This is a genomic window from Sorangium sp. So ce145 (assembly GCF_051525985.1).
Lineage (GTDB): Bacteria > Myxococcota_A > Polyangia > Polyangiales > Polyangiaceae > Sorangium > Sorangium cellulosum_B.
This window is the reverse complement of sequence record NZ_CP150315.1, coordinates 4635667-4661458: the sequence shown is the minus strand read 5'-3', so window position 1 is coordinate 4661458 and position 25792 is coordinate 4635667. Positions and strand designations below refer to the sequence as shown.

Here is a 25792-nt window from a genome sequence, read left to right as displayed (position 1 = left end):
GGGCCGCTCACTCCCCGAGCCACCGGGCGAGGTCGGGTCTCACGATCTCCTGCACCGCCGGATCGTCGAGGTCCTGCCTCGTGACGACGCGCGAGCCCGTGTCGATGCGCGCCGCGACCTTCTCTCCGTGGAGGTGCGCCACCATCGTCTTGACCGCGACGTACCCCATGTTGAACGGGTTCTGCACGGCGAGCGCCTCGATGTCGCCCTCGCGCAGCGCGCCGAGGAGCTTCTCCGACGCGTCGAAGCCGACGAACTTCACCTTCCTCGCGACGTTCGTCTTGCGGAGCGCCTGGAGCATCCCGAACGTCGTCGACTCGTTCGGCGTGAAGACCCCGGCGATGGCCCCTTCCGCCGCCCTCTGCGCGAGCAGCAGGCTCTCGCTCTTGTGGAACGCCGACTCCGTGGTCGCGCCGCCGTACTGGTTCTCGCTCGCGACCGTGACGCCGGGCATCGCGCGGACCGCGTCGAGGAACCCCTTCTCGCGGTGCTGCGTGCTCGCCGAGCCCTCCTGGTAGCGGAGCACGACGACCTTGCCGTCCTCGCCGATCGCCTTGCCGAGGTGCTCACCGGCGAGCCTCCCGGCCGCCTCGTTGTCGGTCGCGACGAAGCTCACGTGATCGTCGCTGGCGAGATCGGAGTCGAACACGACCACCGGGATCTTCGCCTGCCTCGCCGCCCGCACCGGCGCCCTCAGCGCCGTGGCGTCGAGCGGCGCGAGCACGATGCCGGACACGCCCTGCGCGACGAAGCTCGAGACGACATCGACCTGCGCCTTGAGGTCGTCCTCCCGGAGCGGCCCTTTCCACACGACGTCGACGTCGAGCTCGCGCGAGGCCTTCACCGCGCCTGCGTGCACGCTCTTCCAGAACTCGTGTGTCGTCCCCTTCGGCACGACGGCGATGCGGAGGCGCGCGCCGCCCGACGCGCCCGCATCCGTCGACGTCGTCGCCGATGACGACGTCTTGGAGCACGCGGCGAGGAGGGCAATCACGAACGCGCACACGACGACATGGACGCTCATGGGCGCGAGAGGATAGTCGACGGATCGCGGCCACGCTCGCGCGGGCGAGCATGTCGCCTGCGGAGTTCCGTCCGACTAGCACCATGGGAGTCCTCGCCTGCGCCCGGCGCAGGCGAGCTCATCCCGGCGCGACGCTCGCCTGCAGCTCGTCATTCACCCGGGTCGAACCGGCGAGCGCGCGCGCAGGTCGAGCCGGGCCGGACGGCGCCGCTCAGTCAGCTCGGCGGCGCCGACTTCAACTCAGAGGCCGAGGAGCTCCTGGAGAAACACGCCGCCCTTCCCGGCCCCTGCGTGCGTGAAGAACAGGCGCCCCGCCTCGAAGTCGCCGCCCTCCGCGATCCACTCCGCCGCGTGGGCGCGCAGCCGGGCGACGGGGTGCGGCGCGAACGCGAACGGCGAGCGCGAGCGGTAGACGAACGTGGCGTCGTAGTCGACAGGATAGCTGGTGATCGTCAGGTAAAACCACCCTTTCCGCTCGAACACGAACGGCGACTCGGTATAACCGCTGTTGCGCATCGCCGTCTCCGGCCCGAGCGTGAGCGCCATGGCCGGCGGGCTCCAGTGGAAGAGATCCAGCGACGTGCGGTAGGCGACGCCGCTCCGTGGCGACGCGATCGACGCGCAGCGCGTATAGTACACCACCCACAGATCGCCGAGCCGGGCGAGCATCGGATCACGGGCGACGCAGATGTCCTCGAACAGCGTCCCCCCCTCGCGGCCCCAGGTGAAACCGTCGCGCGAGCGCGCGATCCGGAAGCCGGATCGGTCAGGGTCGTGCGTGCCCACGTGAAAGATCATGACCAGGCTGCCGTCCCGGTCGTGGACCATGTGCGGGGCCCAGATCCAGCGCTCGTCGGAGAGAGCGCGAATCGAGAAGCGCGCCGGCGCCAGCGTGAGGCTCGGTGAGACGGACTCCATCCAGCTCACCGGCCCGGGTCCAGGCGCGGTGGCGAGGACGAACTCTCGTTCGGTGTCCGGTCGATAGGGCTCGGGGTTGAAGATGCCGGTGAGGATCCACCGGCCGTCGGCGAGCTGGATCATCGAGTGATCGTTCACATAGAACGGCCCCCCGGGGATGTTCTCCGAGTCGAAGATCTCCACCGCGGGCCCCTGCGTGAGCTGAGGCGTGGGCGGTCCGGAGAAGAACCGCAGCGTGTAACCCCGCTCGCTCCACGGCGCCGGAGAGTGTGTCGCGTCGATCTCGAGGACCGGGCGCCTGCCTGCGCCGCACTGTTCGGGGAGGAGGTCGATCCACAGCGCGTCCTCGGCGAGCGACCGGACAGGGTTCGCCTGCATCTCGTGGAGCACGCCGACCTCCCGCCCGTCGAGCCGCACGCGCGCCGTCTGGGGGGCGTTCGCCGCGGAGTACGCGCGGAGCAGCAACAGGCCGCGCGCGTCGGACGGGCACGCGACCTCGATCCGGGTGATCCCGCGGCCCTCGCTGGACCACGAGCGCCGCCGGAGCTCCAGCCGCTCGGCGTCGACGGCCGAATGCACGAGCCGCCGCCGCCCGGCCGCACGGACCTCCTGCTCGCCGATCACCTGATATTCCGAGAATGCGTAAGAGAGGCCCAGCGAGCGCACCCGCAGCGGCGTGTAGGCGCCGGTCGGCCCGGCCTCGATGCCGAAGCGCAGACCGGAGCGGCTCACGATGGGATCGGCCACGTGCAGGCGGTACAGCGAATGGACGAACGTGGCGTTCCTCCATCCATCCTCGGGATCGACGACGAGGAAGCGGAGCAGCCCGCTGAAGGGGTTATGGTGCGCGCCCAGGAAATAGAAGCCTCCATTGAAGTAGTCCTCGGTGCCGGTCCCTATCTGCAGCGGGTGCGACATCCCGTCGGTCCGGATCATCTCGTCGCCCTCGAGGTACGTCCGATCGTTCGGCCGGCCGCCGCTGATCTCCTCGAGAAGCGCGACGAGCTGGAGCGGCTCATCGCTCTCGAAGAGGGGCATCGTCGTCTCGCGTCCGGGGGCCATCTGATCGCGGTACTGCGCGATCAGCCGCACGCCTCGGCGGGCGGGCGCGAGGCCGACGGCCGCCTCGACACCCGCGATCTCCTGCCCGGGCGCGGCCTCGAGCGAGAGCACCTCGCCTTCGGCCAGCGGGATCGGCAGGCGCGTCGCGAGCCTGCCCGCCCCTGCGGCGTCGGGCGTCCAGGCGGCGTGCAGCGCGCTCCTGAAGGTGGTCCATCCGCCGTCGGCGTCGGTGCCCGAGCTGGCGAGGCCGAAGAAGAACGACGCTGGTATGGGCGGCTGTCCGCCGATCCTCACCGACAGGTCGTTCAGGCTCCCCGCCGGGATGTGAACGTCGACCCCCGATACCGTCGCGGGGCCAGTCGCCAGGACGAGCGGCGCGCTGGCGCTCAGGCTCTCCCGGCGCGACCGGGCAGGCAGGGTGGCTGTCCAGTCCTCCGTCATGAATCGCGACAGCTCCTCGGGCGTCGGTCCCGACGCGGCCCCGGGGCCCTCGCGGTACGTGATCTGGTAATAGATGGGAACGCCCCGGAAGAGGACCTTGGCCTCGCTCGACCAGGCGAAGGGGACGTAGCTCGTATACGCGCCCGAGCTCGCGTCCACGTCGAGCACGAGAGGCGATCTCCAGGGGCCCCTACCCCCGAAGAAATCGCCGGGGGACCCGCGGAACGCGGTGTGTCCGTCGATCTCGATCCAGATCTCCTGGTCCGGCCTCTCGAGCTCCGCGCGGGGGGCGGTCATCCAGATCCGCGCGATTCTCCCCTCCCCGCGGCCGTGAAACAGCACCCGGTGCTCCCCCTCGATCGCGACCCCCGGGCGATATCCATCATCGTTGCCCCCTGCAGGGTCATGCGTGGTCACGCTCCGTGTCATCCACCCGGGATGAAAGGAGAGGAGATCCTCCAGCACAGGCGTGATGGACGCGACGCCCGGCGCAATGGCGAGGGATGCGCCGAGGAGATGGCGGGCCGCGCTCGAGACGAGGTGGTCCAGGAGCGCGCGCGCGCCGCGCCCGTCGAGACATCCGGCGTTCATGATCGAAACCTAATGGCGCGGACAGCGCCAGGGGAGCGGGCTCGGCGGGGCACCTCGCTTGCACCGCCGCGAAGCGAGGACATGCGCGGCGCACCGATCGCGCACTCGAGGGGGGTAATTCATGCGCACCCGCCGCGATCGACGCCCTGTCGAAGGCTCGCCCCGCATCGGGTGGTGGCGTAGTTACTCCACCCTGCCAGAATGCTGGAACCGCCAAGACGCCACAAGACGCCAAGATTTTTGCGTTTTTCTTGGCGTCTTGTGGCGTCTTGGCGGTTCGAAAGACCCCGCTTTCGGCCAAAGAACCCCACCACCCCGCATCGGGCCTCGCGCGTGGGCGCGCGGCCTCCTGCTCGCGCTCCTCTCTCTATCTCCGCTCGCGGGCGCCGGCGATGCGCCGCGCCGCGCGCTCGCCGCGCCCATGGAGCAACGGGGCGCCCCGGGAATGTCCCCGAGGCCGCGGCTCCAGCTCGATCGCGCGGCCTACGCCGAGCGGCTCCGCGCGATGTGGATTGGCGCGTGCATCGCCAACTGGACAGGGCTTCGCACGGAGGGCGTCCGCATCGAGCGCCCCTTCTTCACCGACGCTGACTGGGGAAAGCCCCTGGGGCGCGGCGGGGCGCCGATCGACTTCGTCCTCCTCGACCCCTGCCCGGCCGACGATGACACCGACATCGAGTATGTCTATCTCCACCTCATGACCGAGGCGGGGACGCTCTTCCTCTCCCCCGAGCGAATCCGGGACGGATGGCGCGCGCACATCAACGACTTCATCTGGGTCTCCAACCGGAGGGCGCGCGCTCTCCTCGAGCGCGGCGTGCTGCCCCCCGCGACGAGCGATCCGGCGCTCAACCCGGACGCGCTCCAGATCGACGCCCAGCTCACCACGGAGATCTTCGGCGCCCTCGCGCCCGGCATGCCGGAGCTGGCGCTGCGGATCGCCGACCTCCCCATCCGGACCACCGCGCGCGATCACGCCGCGCACGCCGCGCAGTTCCATGTTCTCCTCTTCTCGCTCGCGGCGACCGTCGATCTGGAGAGGCCGCGGCGACAGGAGATCGTGCGCATCGTCCGTGAGGCCAGGAGCTACCTGCCAGCGGAGTCCAAGGCCGCCGACGTCATCGACTTCGTGCTGTCCGCCTATCTATCGACAAGCGATCGCGACGACTGGGAGCGCGCCCGCGACGCCATTGCGGATCGCTACCAGGAGCGGGCCTCGGCGCATGGCTTCGTCTACCGGGGGTTCACGGAATCCGCGATCAACCTGGCGACCGCGACGCTGGCCCTCTTGTTCGGTGAGGGGAGCTTCCGGCGCACCGTACAGATCGGCACCCTGTCCGGCTGGGACTCCGACAACGGCACGGCGACCATGGGCTCGCTCGTCGCGCTGATCGGCGGGATGGAGGAGCTGCGCCGCGCCTTCCCCGGCGCGCGCCTGTCCGACCGCTATCGTATCCACCGCACGCGCCCCACCCTGCCGGACCGGCTGCCGCGAGATCGCGAGGCCGAGGACACCTTCACGGATGTAGCGACGAGGATGGCCGCGCTGGTCGACCTCGCCGTGCGGGAGGGAGGAGGCCAGGTCGAGCCGACCCGATGGGTCGTCCCGCCTCGCCCCCGCGACGGCGCAGGACCCAGCGCGCGCGCCGCCCCCGGCTCCGAGCCGCGGCCCCGCGCTCCTCGCTCGGCGAGATGACCTGGCGCTCAAGGCGCCTCGGGCCAACCCGTCGTCGTGAAGCTGCTGCTCACGGTCATGCTGTGGACGTCGCGAATCGCGCCGTCGAGCAGCCGGAAGGACGGCGCGGCTCTGCACCCGCGACGCCCGGATGTGAGATTTCACGCCGACGACCATGCCGGTTGCGTGAACGGGGGCGCATTGCGCGATGGCGACCGCGACTCGACGCTGCGTCTTTTCGGACTGTATCCCGCGCAAAGATCAGCGTCATCGACTATACTCGTCATCGATCCCGGGGCTCCGGCGAGGCATGCACTGGAAATTTCCGCCTCTGGAGACCTCTCGTCGCTATCTAACTTCGTGCCCGCGGACCGCGCTGGCACGCGTTCCAGTAGGAGTCGGCTCATGAGATTGCCTAGGATAGCCATTGCATTGCCAGTGGTGGCTTTGATCGGCGCAGCGTGCGGCGGGGCCAACGATGGCAGCGAGGACAGCGCTGGCTCACAGAGCAGCACCGGCTCCGGCTCTGGCTCCGGCGCCGGCGCCGGCTCGGGCACCAGCACCAGCACCAGCACCGGCTACGACGACACCTTTGGCAACGGAAGCGGCACGGGCTCGAGCGGGAGCTCCGGCACGACCGGCAGCAGCAGCGGGGGCTCGACGGGCGCGGGGGAGGCGTGCGCCACCCAGTCGTCCCAGGCCGGGTTTCAACAGGTGTACCTCGTGTTCGCGTTCGACGTGTCGGCCAGCATGACAGCGAGCGACGTGGAGTGGCGCAGGAAGGATCTCAAGTGGGATCCGGTCGTGGCCGCGACGAAGCAGTTCTTCGTGGATCCCGCGTCCACCGGGTTCCAGGCGTCGCTCACGTTCTTCCCGGGCGCGGCGCAGGCGACTCAGGCGTGCCAGGCCGCCGACTACTCGACCCCGGATGTCCCGATGACGCCGCTGCCCTCCCCGGCGTTCGGCCAGGCGATCGACGTCATCGAGCCGGAGATCAGCGAAAGGCTCTCGTGGCGCACCAGCACGCCGACGGCATTCGCGGTCGAAGGCATCGTCGATTTCATCGAAGCGCAGCGCCAGCAGAGCCCCGGGAAATATGCGATCGTGCTCGTGACCGACGGCTATCCGGAAGGGTGCCGGCAAGGAGGCAACACGCTCGAGGACGTCGTGAGCAGCGTCGAGGCCGCGCTCTCCAGCAACATCTCGACCTTCGTGATCGGGGTCGACAGTCCGCCGGGGGAAGGCGCGCCGCCCAGCCTCACCAACCTTCACGAGATCGCCGCTGCGGGCGGCACGGGAGAGGCGTCCATGCTGAACACCGGCGACCCCGCGCAGACGACGGCCGCGTTCAAGGCCGCGATCGAGAAGATCCGCGGCGCCGCCGTCTCGTGCACGATCCCGATCCCGCCGCCGCCCGACGGGAGGAGCTTCGACAAGCAAAAGGTCAACGTGACGTACACGAGCGCCACGAGCAACATGCCGACGACGCTCTCGTATGATCAAGCCTGCTCGGTCGCAGGCACGTGGCGCTACGACGAGCCTGCGAACCCGACGGCGATCATCCTCTGCGACGATACGTGCGCCGTGGTCCAAGCCGACGTCGAGGTCTCCCTGGGCGTCGACTTCACCTGCGAGGACGTGATCCAGGTGCCCCAGTGATCGAGGACGCTCGCTGACCGACACGGGTCCTCGCGAGGAGACGCCGGCCAGCTGCTCGCCTCCCGATACGCAGCCAGCGAGCGGGTTCACGATCCAAGATGGGGTCGTGAACCCGGCTCAGGCCAGAGACACTGACGCTAACATGGAGAGCGCGCGCCGGCCTCCGTGCGAGACGCGGGCGCGCCCGAGCTCCTTCGGTCGAGGGAGCTCGTCCAGGTCAGCGCGCCGGCTCCGCGTCAACCACCACGGTCCAGGAAGTCCATCAGCCACTGCATCGCCGGCCGCATGGTGCCGTTCTCCTGCTGGAGGCCGGTGCCGTTCCTCCAGGTCTTGCCGACGATGTAACCCCACAGGGTGATCCCCGGGATCTTGGGGTGATTCCAGAACATGGTGAACTGCTCCTCCATGATCTGCTTCTGCCTGTTGTCGTTCGCTTCGCCGATGTCGTACTCGGTGATGTACACGGGCTTGCCCAGCTCGGCGAGCGAGTCGATGTACCCCTTGACCGTGTTGGTGTTGATCTTGAAGGCGTCGTGCGCCTGCGCGCCGAGGGCGTCGACCGGGGCGCCCGCCTCGATCACCTTCTTCGCGATGTCCTTGAAGTGCCTGTGCTCGTTCTCGTACTCGATGTTGTTGTAGTCGTTGAGGATCAGAATCGCGTTCGGGCAGAACTCGCGAGCCCACTTGAAAGAGTTGACGATCCAGTCCCAGCCGCTCGCGCCGTTGCCGCCGAGGCCGGCCGTGTACGAAGGCGTGGTGTGGGGCGGCGGCTCGTTGACGACGTCGATGTACTTCGTGTCCGGGTAGCGCTTGCAGAACTCCTCCATCCAGCTCCGCACGGCCTTCTTCTGCTCATCCGGCGAGAGGCTCCCGACCCAGGAGGGTTGCTGGCTGCCCCACACGAAGACGTGGTGCTTGAAGATGATCTTGTTGTCCTGCGCGTACTTGTAAGTCCTGTCGAGCGAGCTCCAGTTCTTGTTCCCGCGGGAGCTCTCGACGGAGCCCCACTTGCCCTCGTTCTCGGGCGTGATCTGGTTCCAGTACTTCGCGAAGCCGTCGCGCACGGCGCCGCTCGTCGTGATGTTGCCGACGAACTTCTCCTCGGGCTCGGTTCCGCCGGTTCCGGTCGACGCGCTGGTCGACGCGTCCCCGCCGCCGACCCCCGTGGTCGCGCCGCCGGAGCTGGAGCTGGTCGCCGCGGGATCGCCCGAGCTGCTGCTGGTGGCAGGGCCGACGCCGGTCGTCGTGTTGGCGCTGGAGCTGCTGTTCGTGCTGTTGCTGGAGCTCGTGCTGGCGCTGGTGCTCCCCGCCCCGCCCGAGCCGCCCACGCCGTCGTCAACCCCGTCGCCCCCGTCCCCGCATCCAAAGAGGGTCGCCATTCCGAGCGCGATCCAAGCCGTGCTGCACAGCAATCGAGAAGAACGCTTCTTGTTCATGTTGGACTTCCGCAAATCGGACGATTGTCGTGGGTGAAGCTGGGCGCGAGAAGGCCGAGGGGCAGCGGCACGAACGGACTCAGCGATACGCACGCCGTGCAACTCGCGGCGGATGATTCCCGCCGCACCTGGAAGTGATCACGACAGGCGCGCGGAGCCTCCTACGTTTCATGTTCCTGGCTGATAGGAAACATGCATCGCCAGCACATGCCGCAATCATGAAGCAACTTTGCACTTCGAGCGGCAGCCCAGCCCGGTACCCCTGGCTTGCCCGCTCAAGGCCCGGTCCGTGAACCCATCACGGAGTCGGTACCGTTGAGCGCGCACGGTCTCACCGGCGCCGGGGGACGGCCGTGCTCTTGCGCACGACGAGCTCGGTCTCGACCACGACCCGCGACCACGAGCGCTGGCCGCTCTCGATCTGCCCGAGCAGGACGTGGAGACACCGGCGCCCGAGCTCGGAGAAGTCCTGGCGCACCGTGGTGAGCGGCGGCGTGAAGTAGGCCGCCTCCGGGATGTCGTCGAAGCCGACGACGCTGATGTCCCGCGGCGTCTCGCGCCCGCTCTCGTGGAGGAAGCGGAGGAGGCCGAGCGCCATCTGGTCGTTGGCCACGAACACGGCGGTGACGCCCGGCGTGCGCGTCAGCTGCGGGGCGAGCTCGTAGCCGGAGCGCGCGCTCCAGTCCCCCCGCAGGAGCGGCGGGATCTCCGCGCCGGCCGCCTGCAGCGCCGAGCGCCAGCCGTCGATGCGCTGGTCGGCCTCGAGCCAGTCGGTCGGGCCGGCGATGTGCCACACGGTCTTGTGGCCCAGATCGAGCAGGTGGCGGGTCGCGGACACGGCGCCCCCGAGCTGGTCGACCGCGACCACCGGCACCGAGTCGTCCGGACCGCCCTCGACCGCGACCACCGGCACATCGGAGGTGACATGACGCAGCGCGTCCACCGCCGACCGCTGCGGGGCGATCACGACGACGCCGTCGGCCCCCTGGTCGCGCAGCCGCTGCACGGCCTCCAGCACCGGCGCGCGGCTGAACGACTTCAAGCTGGCGATGCTCACGCCGTACCCCGCGTCGTGCGCCGCCTCCTCGAGCCCCAGGAGCGTCGACGCCGGACCGTAGAGCGTCGTGTCGAAGCTGACCACGCCGAGCGTCCGCGACCGCCCGGTGACGAGCGCCTGTGCCACCGAGCTGGGCCGGTAGTCGAGCTGGCGGATGGCATCCAGCACCCGCTCCCTCGTGTCGCGGCGCACGTGGGGGCTGTCGTGCAGGACCCGCGAGACCGTCTGGTACGAGACGCCTGCGAGCTTGGCCACGTCGACCATGACCGCGGCCCGCCGTCCGCCGCCCCTTTTGACGCGGCGCGCCGGAAGAGATTTGTCAGCCATCGGCGCGGGAGGATAGTCGCGGACCGGTCGATTGGAACGGAGTTCTTCAATGTGAGCGTTCACAAACTGGTCGGAGTTCTTCATTTCACTCGGCTTTCGCGTCACTGAGCGGGTGCGCGCCGGGATCGTCGCCATCGGGATCGAGCGCGGCACCGACGCAGGTCGTTCGTCGTCGTAGATGCCATTCCCGGTGGAGCCGCGATCGATCCCGCAGATTTCACGCCGGCTGTCACATTTGGCCGATGCGAACGGTATGCCGACGCCTACCGGCGGGCATGGCCACGTCGACCAGGCCCGCAGCCCGACCCCTCCTCCCCTTGAGGGCGGCGCTTCGGAGGAGCGCCGCTGCCCCTCCTACTCAACCGGTTCAGAAATCGTTGGGTGCCGGTCGATTCCCGTTGACACAGCCCATGTGAACGCTCACAATCAGGGGGACATCCTTAGGGCATTGCACCTGCTGGGTCACCGTCGTACGCGTGTAGGCGTTCGTCATCGCTGGCAGCGCGATGCGAGACGGCGGGCCTGAGCTGCTGCGCGATGCGTTTGCCTCCCGCGACACCGCCCATCGGGGTCGGCCACGCGGCGGCAGTTGCGGTTCGTGAAGGTGTTACGCGGCGCGGCGCGGCGCCGGCTCATCGACCGCAGACCATACGTCAGGAAGGCACCTTTTCACACAGCAGGGCGGACTCACAGGAGGGATCGTGTGAAACTATCTTCGTTATTGGCCGCCGCCTTGAGGCGAGCGCGCCGCAAAGCGCCGAGGTGGCTCGATGGCCGAGATCGCGCGGCAGGAGCCATGAAATCTTCCACTCACAATACCGGTCCGAACGCCGCATGTGATCGATGGGAGGTGGAAACATTCACTCACAGCGGGGTGGCCTCCCGGCTGCTGGGAGCTGCCGCGTGCGCGTCGCTCCTCGTTGCAGGGTGCGTGGGTGATATCGGCAGCTACTCGAGCTCCTCCTCCGGCGCAGGGGCGAACCCGACGGGCGGCGGCACGAGCTCCTCGGGCGGCGGAGACGCCGTATGCAACCCGCGGCTCGAACGGCGGGTCGTGCTGCTCGCCGACCTGCAGTTCATGAACGCCATCCGGGATCTCCTGGGGGACGAGGCCATCGAGGCGGAGCAGGCGCCGGACGCGCGGATGAAGCCGTTTGCCAAGAAGGGCCTTGTCGTGGGGACCTCCCTTGTGCATACGCGGCTCGCGAGGGCTGCCTACGCGGCCGAGAGCATCTCTGGGCGCTTCGAGCAGGTGACTGGGTGCGCCCCCGACGGAGACGACGCCTGCGCCAAGACGTTCCTGACGAAGTTCGCGCAGCGGGCGTTCCGCCGGCCCGTGGACCAGACGGAGCTCGACAACCTCTGGTCGGTCTACGCGCTCGGGAAAGAGACGAGCTACGAGCGCGGCGTCTCGCTCGCGCTCGAGGCGCTCATCGCGTCCCCCTCGTTCTCCTACCGCACCGAGCTCGGTGGCGAGGCGGACGGTGACGTGGTGAAGCTCGCCGCGCACGAGGTCGCGAGCGAGCTCTCGTTCTTCTTGACGGACAGCGTGCCGGACCCGGAGCTCGCCGCCGCCGCCGACTCCGGCGCCCTGAACGATCCGGAGGAGCTGACGCGCCAGGCCGAGCGGCTGCTCAAGAAGCCCGAGACGCGCAGCACCTTGAACACCACGCTGATCGCGGCGTGGGGGCTCAGCAACCTGTTCGGCACGGTGAAGGATCCAGGGCTCTTCCCGGAGTACACCCCCGCGCTCCAGGCGAGCATGTTCCACGAGACCGAGCTGCTCCTGGACGACCTGCTGTGGAGCCGCGGAGCCGACGTGTCGGCCCTGCTCACCACGAGGGAGACGTTCGTGAACCGCGTGCTCGCGGAGGTCTACGGCGTGGAGCACACGGGCGCGAGCCCGGAGGAGTTCACGAAGGTCGAGCTGCCTGCCGAGGAGCGCGCCGGGATCCTCACGCAGCCCGGCCTGCTGTCGGCGCTGGCCCGGACCGACAACACGAGCGTGGTGGCGCGAGGGCTCTTCGTGCGCGGCGCCCTGCTCTGCCTCGGGAAGATCCCGTCGCCCCCGGAGTCGCTCTCGGACGCGATCAAGGAGCTGCTCGAGGCCGACATGACCGAGCGCGAGCGCGCCGACGCGCGCGCCGCGAACTCCACCTGCGCCGCGTGTCACGCCCAGTTCGACGCGTTCGGCCTGCTGCTCGAGAACTACGATCCGGTCGGCCGGTACCGCGACACCCTCGAGGGGGAGCCGATCGACGCGCGCGTCAACCTGGGCAACATCTCCGAGGTCGCCGGGAGCTACGCGAGCGCCGTCGAGTTCGCCGAGGCCGTCGCGCAGAACGACGGGTTCGCCGCGTGCATCACGCGGCACCTGCTGACCTACGGCACCGACGATGAGACGCTCCAGACCCGCGACTGTCAGGTCGAGCGCGTGATCGAGGCGCTGCCAGAGGGCCAGCGGACGCTGGCCAACGTCGTGAAAGCCATCGTGACGTCGCCCGCGCTGACCGAGCGCGTCAGGGAGGAATGACCGTGGGTTACAACCTTTCTTACGGATGGTCTCGCCGCCGCTTCCTGCAAGGCATCGGCGCCGCCGCGGGTCTCGTGACGGTGCTCAAGGGCCTCGAGTCGGCCGCCGAGGGCGCGGCGCCCCCGAGGCGCCTGCTGATCGTGCAGCGCCCCGTGGGCACCGTGTACGAGAACTACTGGCCGCAAGGGAACGGGACCAACTTCACGCTCTCCCGCATCCTGACGCCGTTCGAGGCCATGAAGTCTCGGATGGTCGTGATGCGCGACCTGAAGCTGCCGCACGAGGGGTCCGTCGGCGGCGGCCACGAGCGCGGGACGGTGCTGATGTGCACGGGGACGCGGACCAAGCAGCTGTACCCGGGCAACGGCGGCGACGATCCGATGGCCGAGGCGCCGAGCATCGACCAGCTGCTCGTGAAGCAGTCGGCCGAGCTCCAGGGCACGCCCATCGCGTCGCTCCAGGTCTCCTGCGACAACCGCGCCGACACGCCCGAGGTGTCGACCCGCCACATGTCCTATTCGGGCGCGCGCGCGCCGATGAAGCCCTACTACCAGCCGCTCGAGGTGTACAGGCGGGTGTTCGGCACGCTCATGCCGGGCGGCCCGACGGACGAGAACCTGGACGCCCTGAATCGGGCGCGCCTCCAAAAGAAGAGCGTGCTCGACTTCGCGCTGAAGGACCTGCAGCGCCTTCAGAGCCTCGCGCCGAGCTCGCAGCGAGAGGCGCTGGAGGGGCACGCCGCCGCCATCCGCGAGGTGGAGAAGGAGTTCGACGCCGACCCGAGGGATCCCGCGTCCTGCGGTGTGCCGCAGGAGCCCGAGACGATCGAGGTGAGCGGGCACATCGATCCCTACGGCAGCTCGCACGTCGTGAGCGAGCGCGACGACGTGAAGCACGCGCGCATCGGCGCCCTGCACTTCGCCGTGATCAAGGCCGCGTTCCGCTGCGACCTGACGCGCGTGGTCACGTTCCAGTGGTCCCCTGGCACGAACCACGTGAGCTTCGGCGAGCTGTGGCCGCCCAACTCCGCCATCTTCAAGGTGCACCACACCACGAGCCACGATCCCGATACGCCCGACACCCTCGAGTTCCTCACGCGGGTGGAAGAGTTCTACGCCGGTCACGTCGCCGGCTTCCTGAAGGAGCTCGCGGAGACGAAGGACGTGGCCGGCGGGACGCTGCTCGACACCACGCTGGTCCCGTACATCACGGAGGTCGGCACGCGGCATCACAACTGGGACAAGATGGCGTGGGTGCTGTTCGGCGGCGAGGGCACTGCGCTGCGCGGCGGGCAGGTGTGGACCAACGGCAACCGCGGCGGCCGCTCCACCAACGACCTGTGGATGGCGATCGCGGGCTCCTTCGGGGTCCCGGATCTCGTGATGGGGGACAACGACCTGCACACCACGGCGATCGAGGGGCTGTTCGGCTGAACGTGGTCCGGCCGTAGCCGTCAACCAAGCCCCGCGCCGAGTCCTCCCCCATCCGAACGCTTACGTGAACGTTTGCGTAAACGTTCACGTGAACGTTTACGTGGTCGTGGTCGTAGTCGTCAACGATCGGCCGTGAACGACCACGTAAACGTAAACGTCCACGTAAACGTAAACGTCCACGTAAACGTTCACGTTGGTGAACTGGTGAACGATGGTGGGTGAAGGGGGTGGGTTTCGTGCCTAGCGTGATCGAACGAGCTTGGTTGACGCCTATGGATCCTCGGGGATGGGATACGGTGGAGCTTGGCGTGGACGCGGCCTGCGAAAGGTCGTGAGGTGAACATGACGAAGTCGAGCTTCCACCTGCACCTCGTGAGCCTCATGGCGCTCTGCGCCTGCGGCGAGGCACCGGACAGCCCCGCGGCGACGACCGACGGCGGCGGCACGTCGGAGGGCAGCACCTCCGCGTCCGGCGGCGCTGCCAGCAGCGGAGCAACAGGCAGCGGAACTCCGGGCTCCGGCGGCGCGGGCGGCGCGGCCCAGAGCGGCTCGACCGGCACGGGCGCCGGGGGGAGCTTCGTGCCCGGCGGCACAGGCGGAGGCGACTCCGCTTACGTCCTCGATTGCGGCGCGAACGGCGTGGCCATCGAGAGCGCGGGCCCACCAGAGAACCGCATCAACTACGTCATCGTGGGCGACGGCTACGACGCCACGACCGTGAACACCACGTACCTCCAGCACATCGAGGAGGCGATGGCCAAGCGCTTCAGCAGCCCGATCGGCGAGCCGTACGGCAGGTATCGCAAGTTCGTCAACATCTGCGCCGTCAAGCTGGTCAGCCGCTCGAACGGCATCCCTGGAGCGCTCGGCTGCACGGGCGACGACGAGAGCCGCCTCGCCGAGTGCGACACCCGCGCGGCGGATCAGGCGCTCAAGGCGAACCTCCCCGAGGACTTCGAGGTCGACTGGCACGCCATCGTGTTGAACAACGATCGCTGGTGGAACACGGGCTCGGCCTGGATGCTCTGGTCCGGCGGACATGAGGAGGCTGCCGGAGCGGCCCTGCACGAAGGTGGCCACGGCTTCCATCAGCTCGCCGACGAGTATTGCGCCAAGGCGACGGGCTCTGCCTGCGGCGCGAACACCTGCAGCGGCAGCGGCACGGAGTACGTCGAGGTGAACACCACGGGCAACTGCACGACGACCGCGGGCAAATGGGACAAGTGGCTGGAGTACGACGCCGCCGACGCCACGGGCGTCCAGGGCGCGTTCATCGGCAGCCGCTACGTGGATAGCGGACAGTACCGCCCGTCCTCGAACTCGATGATGAACAGCCTGTTCGGAGACAACAAGAACACGAGCTTCAACCCCGTCTCGCGCGAGAAGATGATCATGGACATCTGGATGCGCATCAAGCCGATCGACTCGGCCGATCCACCCGCGGGCGCCGTCACCGATCCGGCGACGCTCGCGGTCAAGGTGATCGATCCCGACGTCATCAGCGTGGATTGGACGCTCGACGGCGAGGTGATCGCGACGGACGGCGGCCCCGTCTACAACGTCGCCGCGGCGGGCCTCGCCTCGGGCACCCACACCATCGTCGCCAAGGCCTACGACAACGCCGGCGAGGAGCTGGTGCGCTACCGCAGCGGCGAGTGCCTCGATCCTCCTCCCTCGACCAATCCCCGCTACATCGATCCCTGCTGGGGTCGCGACAACTGGCCCCGCTCGCAAGAGACGGTGACGTGGACGGTGACGATTCCATGAGGTCGGCGCGCAGGCGCTGGTCCGCCGCCGCGCTGCTGCTCCTCGGCGTGGCGCTTTACCTCGTGCATCGCTCTCGAGAGCCCGACGCGCGACCGCCGCCTTCCTCTCGGCAAGAGACGTCGCGAGCGGAGGCGCCGCGCGAGACAACGTCGCGCGGTGGGTCGAACGAACCACCCGCGTCGGCCGGCAGCACCGTGCTCGCCGCGGCGATCGACGACCTTCCCGTCATCGGGCCGAGCCCCGACGACCGCCACGACGGCCCCGCCCACCCCCACCCCATCACGCAGCGCCACGTCGAGATCCAGCATGAGAACGGCCTGATCGGGCTGCTGAACGACGCGATGAGCGCGCGGAACGGCGCGCGCATGCGGGAGCTCGTGCACGAATATCGTCGCACGCATCCCGGCGACCCGAACCATCTCCAGGACGGCTACGAGATCATCGCAAACTGCCTCGACGCGCCGGGCGAGGCGTCGAGAGCCGCGGCGGAGGGCTACTACGCCGAGCATCGCGCCTCGACCGTGAGGCGCTTCGTGCGCAGGATCTGCCTCGAAGGCGGCTGAGCCGCGTCCCCACAGGCGTTCGCCAAGCTCGTTCGATCACGCTCACCCCTCCACCGCCATTGGTCACGCAACGTGAGCGTGCACGTGGTCGTGGTCGTGCGCGTGGTCGTGCGCGTGCACGTGCACGTGCACGACCACGCGCACGACCACGCGCACGACCACGCGCACGACCACGCGCACGACCACGTGCACGACCACGTGCACGCGGCCGCAGCCGTCGTCGCGTGAGCCGACCGACCATCGCCCCCTCCCGGCCTGACCGCAGGAGAAGAGAGTTGCAGCCAGGGTCATCCTCCGGGACGCGAGAAGCGTCTCGATCCGGCAGATTGTGATTGACAGTCACATTGTGAACGTTCACATTGAACTCGGGTCACATCCTTACTGGCTTAGTCCGGCCAACGGGTCGTCATGCGCAACGGAACATTCGTCATCGGGATCGATTTCGGCACCGACTCCGTTCGGGCGGTCGTCGCAGACGCGCGGAACGGCGAGCTCGCGGGGGCCTCGGTCGCGCCCTACCCGCGCTGGGCGCAGGGCCTCTATTGCGACGCGCGCGCACACAGGTTCCGCCAGCACCCGCTCGACTACCTGCATGCCATGGAGGCGTCCATCCGCGCGGCGCTGGACCAGGCGGGCAGCGACGTCGCCGCGCACGTGCGCGGAATCGCGGTCGATACGACCGGATCCACGCCGGTCCTGGCCGACGCGAAGGGCAGGCCTCTCTCGCTCAGCCCGCGCTTCGAGGAGGACCCGGACGCGATGTTCATCCTCTGGAAGGACCACACCGCGGTGGCCGAGGCGGCGCGGATCAACAGCGTCGCTCGGACCTGGGGCGGCGTGGACTACACGAAGTACGAGGGCGGGGTGTACTCGTCCGAGTGGTTCTGGGCCAAGGTGCTCCACGTCCTCGAGACCAATCCGGCGGTCGCGCGCGCGGCGGTCACCGTCCTGGAGCACTGCGACTGGATCCCCGCCGTCCTGACCGGCACCGAGGACCTCCGGCAGATCCGGCGGAGCCGCTGCGCCGCCGGGCACAAGGCGATGTGGCACCCGGAGTTCGACGGTTATCCCTCGAACGAGTTCCTGGCGAGGCTCCATCCGCGCCTGCCCGCGCTCAAGGCCACCCTCGGCTCGCAGACGTGGACAGCCGACGTGCCCTTCGGGACGATCTCGCCCGGGTGGGCCGCGGCGCTCGGCGTCCCGGACGACGTCGTCGTCGCGGTCGGCGCCTTCGACGCGCACATGGGCGCGGTCGGCGGCAACATCCAGCCGCACCGCCTGCTCAAGGTCATGGGCACGAGCACGTGCGACATGCTCGTCGTCCCGAAGACCGGCGCGCCCGAGGTCCTCGTCGCCGGGATCTGCGGCCAGGTCGACGGGTCGATCCTCCCGGGCGCAATCGGCTACGAAGCGGGGCAGTCCGCCTTCGGTGACGTCTTTGCCTGGTTCAAGCAGCTCCTTAGCTGGCCGCTCCTCGCCATCCTCCCTGCCCTGCCCGGCGACGGCCACTCGCTCCGGACGACGATCGCCGACGTGACGCTCGCCGACGCGGCGATCGAGCGGATCATCCCCGAGCTGGAACGGGCGGCCGCGGAGATCCCGCCGGCGCGGAGCTCCGTGCTGGCGCTCGACTGGCTGAACGGGCGCAGGACCCCGGACGCGGATCAGCGGCTCCGGGGCGCCATCGTCGGCCTCGATCTGGGCACGGACGCGCCGCGGATCTACCGCGCGCTCGTGGAGGGGATCGCCTTCGGATCGCGCGCCATCGTCGAGCGCTTCCGATCCGAGGGGCTCCGCATCGACGGCATCATCGGTGTCGGCGGCGTCGCGCGCAAGAGCCCCCTCACCATGCAGGTCCTCTCGGACGTGCTCGACATGACGGTCGAGGTCCGCGCCGGCGAGCAGCCGGTCGCGCTGGGCGCGGCGATGTTCGCCGCGACCGCCGCCGGCCTTCACGCCACCGTCGAGGACGCGCAGCGCGCGATGTCGCCTGGGACCGAGGCCCGGTATCTGCCGGATCCCACGCGCGCCAGGCTCTATGACGCGCTGTACCGGGATTATGTCGCGCTGGGATCGTTTGTGGAGAGGGAGTTGACGCAATGAGCGGGATCGCCATGCAGGATCTTCGAGAAGGCTTCGAGGTATGGTTCTTGACCGGCAGTCAGGACCTCTACGGTGAGGAGGCGCTGAAGCAGGTCGCCGAACACGCGCGCGAGATCGCCGCGTCCCTCGACGCCTCGGGCAAGCTCCCGGTCAGGGTCGTCTGGAAGCCGACGCTCAAGAGCTCCGAGGCGATCCTCGCCGTCTGTCGCGAGGCCAACGCGTCGCCGCGGTGCGCCGGCGTGATCACGTGGATGCACACGTTCTCGCCCGCGAAGATGTGGATCGCGGGGCTCAAGCGCCTGGAGAAGCCGATCGCGCACCTGCACACGCAGTACGGCCGCGAGCTGCCCTGGGACAGCATCGATATGGACTTCATGAACCTGAACCAGTCGGCCCACGGGGACCGCGAGTTCGGGTACATCGGCGCTCGCCTGCGCATCGACCGGAGGGTCATCGTCGGCCACTGGACGGACGGCGACGTCCTCGCCAAGCTCGACGTCTGGGCGCGCGCGGCCTGCGCCATCCTCGACGGGCGGCGGCTCAAGATCGCGCGCTTCGGCGGCATGAACATGAGAGAGGTGGCCGTCACCGGCGGCGACCGCGTCGAGGCGCAGGTCAAGTTCGGCTGGTCGGTGAACGGCTACGGCGTGGGCGATCTCGTGGGGCGCATCGCCGACGTCGACGAGCGCGAGGTCGATCGCCTGGTGGCCGAGTACGACGAGGCGTACACCATCGCCCCCGCCCTGAGGAGGGGCGGAGATCGCCACGGGGATTTGCGGTACGCGGCGAGGCAGGAGGCGGCGATGCGCTCCTTCCTGAAGGAGGGCGGCTTCGGCGGCTTCACCACGACCTTCGAGGATCTGCACGGGCTCAAGCAGCTCCCCGGCCTCGCGGTGCAGCGGCTCATGGAGGACGGCTACGGCTTCGGGGCGGAGGGCGACTGGAAGTCCTGCGGCCTGGTCCGCGCCCTGAAGGTCATGGCGACGGGCCTGCGCGGGGGCGTCTCCTTCATGGAGGACTACACGTATCACCTGGTCCCGGGGCGAGAGCGCGTGCTCGGCGCCCACATGCTGGAGATCTGTCCGTCGATCGCCGCCGGGAGGCCGTCGCTGGAGATCCACCCGCTCTCGATCGGCGGCAAGGGGGACCCGTGCCGGCTCGTCTTCGACGCCGGGGTCGGGCCCGCTGTGAACGTTGCCATGATCGACATGGGCGGCCGCATGCGGATCGTCGCCAACGAGCTCGAGTCGGTGGCGCCCGACAGGGCGATGCCGAAGCTGCCCGTGGCGCGCGCGGTGTGGGTCCCGAAGCCTGATTTCAGGCTCGCCTGCGAGGCGTGGATCCTGGCTGGGGGTGCCCATCACTGTGCCCACAGCCGCGCCGTGACCATGGCGCACGTGGAGGACTTCGCCTCCATCGCCGGCGTGGAGCTGGTCCGCATCGGCGAAGGGACCGACATCCGCTCGCTCAAGAACGAGCTCCGCTGGAACGATCTCGCCTACCGGCTGGCGCACTGAGGACCACGACGTGAGCGCGACCTATCGAGAGCTGCGCGAGCGCGCCTTCACGGCGAACATGGAGATCCCGCGCCGAGGGCTCGCGATCTACACGTTCGGCAACGTCTCGGCGTTCGATCGCGACAGGGGCGTCCTGGCGATCAAGCCGAGTGGCGTCCCTTACGATCGGCTGTCGGCCGACGACATGGTCGTGGTCGATCTGGAGGGGAAGGTGGTAGAAGGACACCTCCGCCCCTCCTCGGACACCAAGACGCATATCGTTCTCTATGCGAGCTTCCGCGGGTTGGGCGGCGTTGTGCACACGCACTCGACCTACGCGACCGGCTGGGCGCAGACAGGCACGCCGATCCCGATCTACGGTACGACGCACGCGGATCACCTGGCCGAGGACGTACCCTGCACCGAGGTGATGCGGCCGGACGCCGTGGAGGGCGATTACGAGACGGAGACGGGAAAACAGATCATCGAGTGCTTCAGGGATCGTAGCCCGCTTCACACACCCATGGTGCTGGTGGCGGGACACGGCCCCTTCGCGTGGGGAGAGGACGCTGAGAAGGCCGTGTACAATGCGGCGGTGCTCGAGGAGATCGCGAGGATGGCGTTCATCACCCGCACGATCCACCCGGGCGCCGCGCGCCTGCCGGACGCGCTCGTGCGCAAGCACTTCGACCGGAAGCACGGGAAGCGGGCGTATTACGGGCAGAAGTGACGCCGGACGTCGGGGGACGACGGCGAGGATGAGTCAGGTGCCTCATGGAACGAGGCGATGGACGAGAGGAGACGAGCTGCGCCATGAAGAGGAGAAACTTTGTCACCACGGGGATGGTGGCGCTGGCAGGGCTGGCGCTGATCCTGGTCGGGCAGGGCTGTCAAAAGGAAAATAAGCAGATCACGCTCGGGTTCTCCCAGATCGGCGCGGAGAGCGAGTGGCGGACCGCGAACACCAAGTCGATCGAGGAGTCCGCCAAGGCGGCCGGGATCGACCTCAAGCTCTCCGACGCGCAGCAGAAGCAGGAGAACCAGATCAAGGCCATCCGGTCGTTCATCGCCCAGAAGGTCGACGTCATCGCCTTCTCGCCCGTGGTCGAGACCGGCTGGGAGCCCGTCCTGCGCGAGGCCAAGGAGGCGAAGATCCCCGTCATCCTGACCGATCGCGCGGTGGACACGAAGGACGACAGCCTCTGGGTCAGCTTCATGGGGTCGGACTTCGTCGAGGAGGGCCGCCGCGCCGCGAACTGGCTGGTCGAGAAGACGAAGGACCAGAAGGACCCGGTCAACATCGTCGAGCTGCAGGGCACCGTCGGCTCGGCCCCCGCGATCGATCGCAAGAAGGGGTTCGAGGAGGTCATCAAGGACAAGCCCCAGTTCAAGATCATCCGCTCGCAGACGGGCGACTTCACGCGCGCCAAGGGCAAGGAGGTCATGGAGGCCTTCCTCAAGGCGGAGGGCAAGAACATCAACGTCCTCTACGCCCACAACGACGACATGGCGATCGGCGCGATCCAGGCCATCGAGGAGGCGGGGCTCCGCCCCGGCAAGGACATCCTCATCATCTCGATCGACGCGGTGAAGGGCGCGTTCGAGGCGATGATGGCGGGCAAGCTCAACGTGACGGTCGAGTGCAGCCCCCTCCTCGGGCCGCAGCTGATGACCGCTGTGAAGGACCTGATGGCGGGCAAGCAGCTGCCGAAGCGCATCGTGACCGAGGAGGGCGTCTTCCCGATGGAGACCGCCGCCCAGGAGTTCCCGAAGCGCAAGTACTGAGCGCGTGACGGTGGCGCCGCGGAGGCCGCCGGGGAGGACGTGAGCGATGCAGAGCGGAGCGGTGCCCGTGCTCGAGATGAAGCGGATCTCCAAGGGATTTCCTGGCGTACAGGCGCTCTCTTCCGTCGATTTTCGCATGCTGCCCGGGGAGGTGCACACGCTCATGGGGCAGAACGGCGCGGGCAAATCGACGCTGGTCAAGGTCTTGACCGGCGTCCACCCCCCGGATGACGGGCAGATCCTGCTCGAGGGCCGGGAGATCAGGCCCTCGAGCCCGCAGGGCGCGCAGGCGCTCGGCATCAGCGCCGTGTTCCAGGAGGTGAACCTCTGCCCCAACCTCTCCGTGGCCGAGAACATCTTCCTCGGGCGCGAGGACGCCGGCGTCTTCGCGATCCGGTGGGGGGAGATGCGCCGGAAGGCGAGCGCCCTGCTCTCGGACCTCAACATCCACGTCGACGTCACCGCGCCGCTCTCGACCTTCTCGATCGCCGTGCAGCAGCTCGTCGCGATCGCCCGCGCGCTCTGCGCCCAGGCGAAGATCCTCGTCCTCGACGAGCCGACCTCGAGCCTGGCCGAGGACGAGGTGAAGACGCTCTTCTCCGTCATCCAGCGGCTCAAGGCGCAGGGGATGGCGATCCTGTTCATCTCGCACTTCCTCGACCAGGTGTTCGAGATCTCCGACCGGATCACGGTGCTGAGGAACGGTCAGCTGGTCAGCGAGACGCCGGCCGCCGAGCTGTCGCGCATGGAGCTCGTCACGCGGATGGTCGGGCGCGAGGTCGCGGAGGACGGCCCGACCCGGGCCGAGCGCGCGCGGGCGACGATGCCGGCGGGCGGGCAGGCGCCCCTGTTGCGGGCGCGAGGGCTCGGCAAGAAGGGCTCGGTCAGCGATGTCGATCTCGACGTGCAGCGCGGCGAAGCGCTCGGCCTCGCCGGCCTCCTGGGCGCCGGAAAGACGGAGACGGTGCGGCTCTTGTTCGGGCTCGACGGGGCGGACCAGGGATCCATCGAGATCGACGGGGAGCCGGCGCGCATCGGCTCGCCGCTCGACGCGATCGCGCGCGGCCTCGGCTTCTGCCCCGAGGACCGGAAGGTCGAGGGGATCCTCGGCGACCTGTCGCTGCGCGAGAACATCGTCGTCGCCCTCCAGGCCAAGCGCGGCATCTTCCGCAACCTGTCCCGGGACGAGCAGGACGACATCGCCCGCCGCTACATCCAGCGGCTCGGCATCGTGGCTGCCGACGCGGAGGTGCCCATCTCCAAGCTGAGCGGCGGCAACCAGCAGAAGGCGCTCCTGGCTCGCTGGCTGGCGACCGATCCGCGCATGCTCATCCTCGACGAGCCGACCCGCGGCATCGACGTGGCGGCCAAGGGCGAGATCATGGGCCAGGTCATGGAGCTCTGCGATCGGGGCATGGCGGTGGTGCTCGTCTCCTCGGAGATGGCCGAGGCGCTGCGCTACTCGGACCAGGTCGTCGTCCTGCGCGACCGGCGCAAGGTGGCGGAGCTCGCCACGGACAAGACCGACGAGCAGGCGGTCTACCAGATCATCGCGGGAGGTCAGCCGTGAGCGCGGCCGCCGCCTCCCTGCGCCGGCTCGCCAGCGGGAGCGCGTTCTGGCCGCTGGCGATGCTCGGCTCCCTCCTGCTGTTCAACCTCGTCAGCAATCCGCAATTCTTCGCGATCACGGTCAAGGACGGCCACCTCTACGGCAGCGTCATCGACATCCTGAACCGCGCGTCGCCGCTCATGATCATCGCCATGGGGCTCACCCTGGTGATCGCGACCCGCGGCATCGACATCTCCGTCGGCGCGGTCGTGGCCATCTCCGGCGCGGTCGCGGCGGTGCTGATCGGCGGCGAGCTCTCGCCGAGCGGCGGGACCGGCATGGCGGACGCGACGCGCGTCCCGCTGCCGATCGTCGTCTGGAGCGCGCTGGGCGTGGCGCTGGCGCTCGGCATGTGGAACGGCACGCTGGTGTCGATCTTCGGCATGCAGCCGATCATCGCGACCCTGATCCTGCTCGTCACGGGGCGAGGCATCGCCCAGCTCATCACGGGCGGCCAGATCATCACCATCTACTACAGCCCGTATCACGTCATCGGGAACGGCTTCCTCCTCGGGATCCCGGTCTCGCTGTTCATCGTGGCGGGCGTGGGCGCCGTCGTCTGGCTCTTGACCCGCAAGACCGCGCTCGGCATGTTCATCGAGGCGATCGGCGTGAACCCGGTCGCCTCGCGGCTGGCCGGGATCCGCGCGCGCACGATCACCTTCGCCTGCTACGCCGTGTGCGGCCTGTGCGCCGGCATCGCCGGGCTCATCGTGAGCTCGAACGTCAAGAGCGCTGACGGGAACAACGCGGGCCTCCTCTTCGAGCTCGACGCCATCCTGGCCGTGGTGCTGGGCGGGACGTCGCTCTCCGGGGGCAAGTTCACGCTGGCGGGGAGCGTCATCGGGGCCCTGATCATCCAGACGCTCACCACCACCATCTACTCCGCCGGCGTGCCGCCCGAGGTCAACCTGGTGGTGAAGGCGCTCGTCGTCTTCCTGATCACCGTCGTGCAATCGCAGAAGGTCAGGGATCTCATCGCAAAGCAACGGACGAGGAGGGTGGTCACACCATGATCGACACCGCCGCCGTGACCGGACGGAGCGGCACCATCGCCGCGACCGGACGGAGCGGCACCACCGCCGCGACCGGGCGCGCCGTCCGGATCGACCCGAGGCACCTGCCGCTCGCGGTCACCAGCGGCCTGTTCGTGCTCATGTTCGCGGCCGGGTCGTACCTGTTCAACGGGTTCTTCTCGCTGCAGGTGTTCCTCAACTTCTTCATCGACAATGCGTTCCTCTTGATCACCGCCATCGGGATGACCTTCGTCATCCTCTCCGGCGGGATCGACCTCTCCGTCGGCTCGGTCATCGCGCTGACCACGATGGTCTCGGCGTCGCTCGTCGAGAAGCACGGCGTGAGCCCTGCCGTGGTCATCCCGCTCGTGCTGGCCATGGGCTCGGGCATCGGCCTCGTGATGGGGGTCGTCATCCAGTACTTCAAGGTGCAGCCCTTCATCGTCACGCTGGCGGGCATGTTCCTGGCGCGCGGGCTCTGTTACCTCATCAGCATCGACTCCATCACGATCCGCAACGGTTTCTACGTCGACGTCTCGTCGCACCGCATCCCGTTCCTGTTCGACACCTCGATCACCTGGAACGTGGTCATCGCGCTCGCGCTGTTCGCCGCGGCGATCTACGTCGCCCACTACACGAGCTTCGGCCGCACGGTCTATGCGATCGGCGGCAGCGAACAGTCCGCCCTGCTCATGGGCCTGCCGGTGCCGCGGACCAAGGTGCTCATCTATACCTTGAGCGGATTCTGCTCGGCGCTGGCGGGCGTCGCCTTCACGTTCTACATGGTGTCCGGCTACGCGCTGCACGCCGGCGGAATGGAGATGGACGCCATCGCCGCCGTCGTCATCGGCGGGACCCTGCTGACCGGCGGCCATGGCACGGTCGTCGGCACCCTCTTTGGTGTGCTCATCTACGGCACCATCCAGACCCTCATCATGTTCGAGGGCACGCTCAGCTCCTGGTGGACCAAGATCGTCATCGGCCTGCTCCTCCTGGTCGCCTGCCTGCTCCAGCGGCTCTTCGAGCGGCGCGCCCGTACGGCGTAACACGACGGGGATGAAGTGCGTTCCGCCAAGGTCCGTGTGGCTCCGATAGGCACTTTCGTGCCCGTTCATTGATCAATTCGGAAGCCATCGGGAATTCAAGGGTCCACAACAAGGAACTGAGAGGTCATCGTGCGCTCTTATGCAGCAGGGATTATCACTTTCATTGGATTGATCGCGATGGGGTGCGGCTCGGACGAGCCCAATCCCAGCCAGGCGGGATCTAGCACCTCGTCCGGGTCAACCTCGGGTCA

At 68.7% G+C, this 25792-nt stretch carries 18 protein-coding genes; 14 read left to right on the top strand and 4 right to left on the bottom strand.

What is annotated here, in order from left to right; translation table 11 throughout:
- Positions 1-7: 7 nt before the first annotated feature.
- Positions 8-1024 (bottom strand): ABC transporter substrate-binding protein, encoded by a 1017-nt coding sequence (locus WMF34_RS17205; protein ID WP_437993928.1) that lies wholly within the window; start codon positions 1022-1024, stop codon positions 8-10.
- A 240-nt stretch (positions 1025-1264) separates the two neighbouring features.
- Positions 1265-4036 (bottom strand): DUF2961 domain-containing protein, encoded by a 2772-nt coding sequence (locus WMF34_RS17200; RefSeq protein ID WP_437993927.1) that lies wholly within the window; start codon positions 4034-4036, stop codon positions 1265-1267.
- 445 nt (positions 4037-4481) lie between these two features.
- Here WMF34_RS17200 and WMF34_RS17195 point away from each other — a divergent pair, with 445 nt between their 5' ends.
- Together WMF34_RS17195 and WMF34_RS17190 are read left to right on the top strand one after the other, a co-directional pair.
- Positions 4482-5732, top strand: a complete 1251-nt coding sequence (locus WMF34_RS17195) for an ADP-ribosylglycohydrolase family protein (protein ID WP_437993926.1) — start codon at positions 4482-4484, stop codon at positions 5730-5732.
- Positions 5733-6116: 384 nt separating this feature from the next.
- Entirely contained in the window at positions 6117-7370 is a 1254-nt protein-coding gene (locus WMF34_RS17190) for a vWA domain-containing protein (RefSeq protein WP_012235950.1), read from the top strand.
- Positions 7371-7606: 236 nt separating this feature from the next.
- Here the strand turns inward: WMF34_RS17190 and WMF34_RS17185 are convergent, their stop codons facing one another.
- Both WMF34_RS17185 and WMF34_RS17180 read right to left on the bottom strand, forming a co-directional pair.
- The gene (locus tag WMF34_RS17185) at positions 7607-8749 is read right to left on the bottom strand and encodes an endo-1,4-beta-xylanase (RefSeq protein WP_231864892.1); all 1143 of its coding nucleotides are present in this window, start codon (positions 8747-8749) and stop codon (positions 7607-7609) included.
- Between the two features lie 388 nt (positions 8750-9137).
- Positions 9138-10190 (bottom strand): LacI family DNA-binding transcriptional regulator, encoded by a 1053-nt coding sequence (locus tag WMF34_RS17180; RefSeq protein WP_044965102.1) that lies wholly within the window; start codon positions 10188-10190, stop codon positions 9138-9140.
- 850 nt (positions 10191-11040) lie between these two features.
- Between WMF34_RS17180 and WMF34_RS17175 the strand changes: the two genes are divergently transcribed.
- The 12 genes from WMF34_RS17175 (at position 11041) to yjfF (ending at position 25541) form a co-directional block, all read left to right on the top strand.
- The gene (locus WMF34_RS17175) at positions 11041-12723 is read left to right on the top strand and encodes a DUF1592 domain-containing protein (protein WP_231864891.1); all 1683 of its coding nucleotides are present in this window, start codon (positions 11041-11043) and stop codon (positions 12721-12723) included.
- Positions 12720-14156 carry a DUF1552 domain-containing protein gene (locus WMF34_RS17170; RefSeq protein WP_012235946.1) on the top strand — a complete coding sequence of 479 codons (1437 nt, stop codon included), beginning with the start codon at positions 12720-12722 and terminating at the stop codon, positions 14154-14156. Before WMF34_RS17175 ends, WMF34_RS17170 begins: the two co-directional genes overlap by 4 nt.
- Positions 14157-14498: 342 nt before the next feature.
- Positions 14499-15923 (top strand): M64 family metallopeptidase, encoded by a 1425-nt coding sequence (locus WMF34_RS17165; protein ID WP_012235945.1) that lies wholly within the window; start codon positions 14499-14501, stop codon positions 15921-15923.
- 194 nt (positions 15924-16117) lie between these two features.
- Positions 16118-16486 carry a hypothetical protein gene (locus tag WMF34_RS17160; RefSeq protein ID WP_231864890.1) on the top strand — a complete coding sequence of 123 codons (369 nt, stop codon included), beginning with the start codon at positions 16118-16120 and terminating at the stop codon, positions 16484-16486.
- Between the two features lie 72 nt (positions 16487-16558).
- Positions 16559-16714 carry a hypothetical protein gene (locus WMF34_RS17155; RefSeq protein ID WP_157906724.1) on the top strand — a complete coding sequence of 52 codons (156 nt, stop codon included), beginning with the start codon at positions 16559-16561 and terminating at the stop codon, positions 16712-16714.
- A 180-nt stretch (positions 16715-16894) separates the two neighbouring features.
- Positions 16895-18589, top strand: coding sequence for a ribulokinase (locus tag WMF34_RS17150; RefSeq protein ID WP_437993925.1), 1695 nt, complete (start codon positions 16895-16897; stop codon positions 18587-18589).
- 11 nt (positions 18590-18600) lie between these two features.
- Positions 18601-20106, top strand: coding sequence for an L-arabinose isomerase (gene araA / locus WMF34_RS17145; protein WP_012235941.1), 1506 nt, complete (start codon positions 18601-18603; stop codon positions 20104-20106).
- Between the two features lie 10 nt (positions 20107-20116).
- Positions 20117-20815, top strand: a complete 699-nt coding sequence (locus tag WMF34_RS17140) for an L-ribulose-5-phosphate 4-epimerase (RefSeq protein WP_044965100.1) — start codon at positions 20117-20119, stop codon at positions 20813-20815.
- Positions 20816-20898: 83 nt separating this feature from the next.
- Entirely contained in the window at positions 20899-21870 is a 972-nt protein-coding gene (locus WMF34_RS17135) for an ABC transporter substrate-binding protein (RefSeq protein ID WP_012235939.1), read from the top strand.
- 46 nt (positions 21871-21916) lie between these two features.
- Entirely contained in the window at positions 21917-23440 is a 1524-nt protein-coding gene (locus WMF34_RS17130) for a sugar ABC transporter ATP-binding protein (RefSeq protein WP_012235938.1), read from the top strand.
- Positions 23437-24495, top strand: coding sequence for an ABC transporter permease (locus tag WMF34_RS17125; RefSeq protein WP_012235937.1), 1059 nt, complete (start codon positions 23437-23439; stop codon positions 24493-24495). The genes WMF34_RS17130 and WMF34_RS17125 overlap by 4 nt, the downstream gene beginning before the upstream one ends.
- Entirely contained in the window at positions 24492-25541 is a 1050-nt protein-coding gene (gene yjfF / locus WMF34_RS17120; RefSeq protein ID WP_080598898.1) for a galactofuranose ABC transporter, permease protein YjfF, read from the top strand. The genes WMF34_RS17125 and yjfF overlap by 4 nt, the downstream gene beginning before the upstream one ends.
- Positions 25542-25792 lie beyond the last annotated feature (251 nt).

What these genes read in the sequence shown, in the direction of transcription:
- WMF34_RS17205 (WP_437993928.1), bottom strand. Translation starts at nt 1,024, where the DNA reads ATGAGCGTCCATGTCGTCGTGTGCGCGTTCGTGATTGCCCTCCTCGCC.
- WMF34_RS17200 (WP_437993927.1), bottom strand. Translation starts at nt 4,036, where the DNA reads ATGAACGCCGGATGTCTCGACGGGCGCGGCGCGCGCGCGCTCCTGGAC.
- WMF34_RS17195 (WP_437993926.1), top strand. Translation starts at nt 4,482, where the DNA reads ATGTCCCCGAGGCCGCGGCTCCAGCTCGATCGCGCGGCCTACGCCGAG.
- WMF34_RS17190 (WP_012235950.1), top strand. Translation starts at nt 6,117, where the DNA reads ATGAGATTGCCTAGGATAGCCATTGCATTGCCAGTGGTGGCTTTGATC.
- WMF34_RS17185 (WP_231864892.1), bottom strand. Translation starts at nt 8,749, where the DNA reads ATGGCGACCCTCTTTGGATGCGGGGACGGGGGCGACGGGGTTGACGAC.
- WMF34_RS17180 (WP_044965102.1), bottom strand. Translation starts at nt 10,190, where the DNA reads ATGGCTGACAAATCTCTTCCGGCGCGCCGCGTCAAAAGGGGCGGCGGA.
- WMF34_RS17170 (WP_012235946.1), top strand. Translation starts at nt 12,720, where the DNA reads ATGACCGTGGGTTACAACCTTTCTTACGGATGGTCTCGCCGCCGCTTC.
- WMF34_RS17165 (WP_012235945.1), top strand. Translation starts at nt 14,499, where the DNA reads ATGACGAAGTCGAGCTTCCACCTGCACCTCGTGAGCCTCATGGCGCTC.
- WMF34_RS17150 (WP_437993925.1), top strand. Translation starts at nt 16,895, where the DNA reads ATGCGCAACGGAACATTCGTCATCGGGATCGATTTCGGCACCGACTCC.
- araA (WP_012235941.1), top strand. Translation starts at nt 18,601, where the DNA reads ATGCAGGATCTTCGAGAAGGCTTCGAGGTATGGTTCTTGACCGGCAGT.
- WMF34_RS17135 (WP_012235939.1), top strand. Translation starts at nt 20,899, where the DNA reads ATGAAGAGGAGAAACTTTGTCACCACGGGGATGGTGGCGCTGGCAGGG.
- WMF34_RS17130 (WP_012235938.1), top strand. Translation starts at nt 21,917, where the DNA reads ATGCAGAGCGGAGCGGTGCCCGTGCTCGAGATGAAGCGGATCTCCAAG.
- yjfF (WP_080598898.1), top strand. Translation starts at nt 24,492, where the DNA reads ATGATCGACACCGCCGCCGTGACCGGACGGAGCGGCACCATCGCCGCG.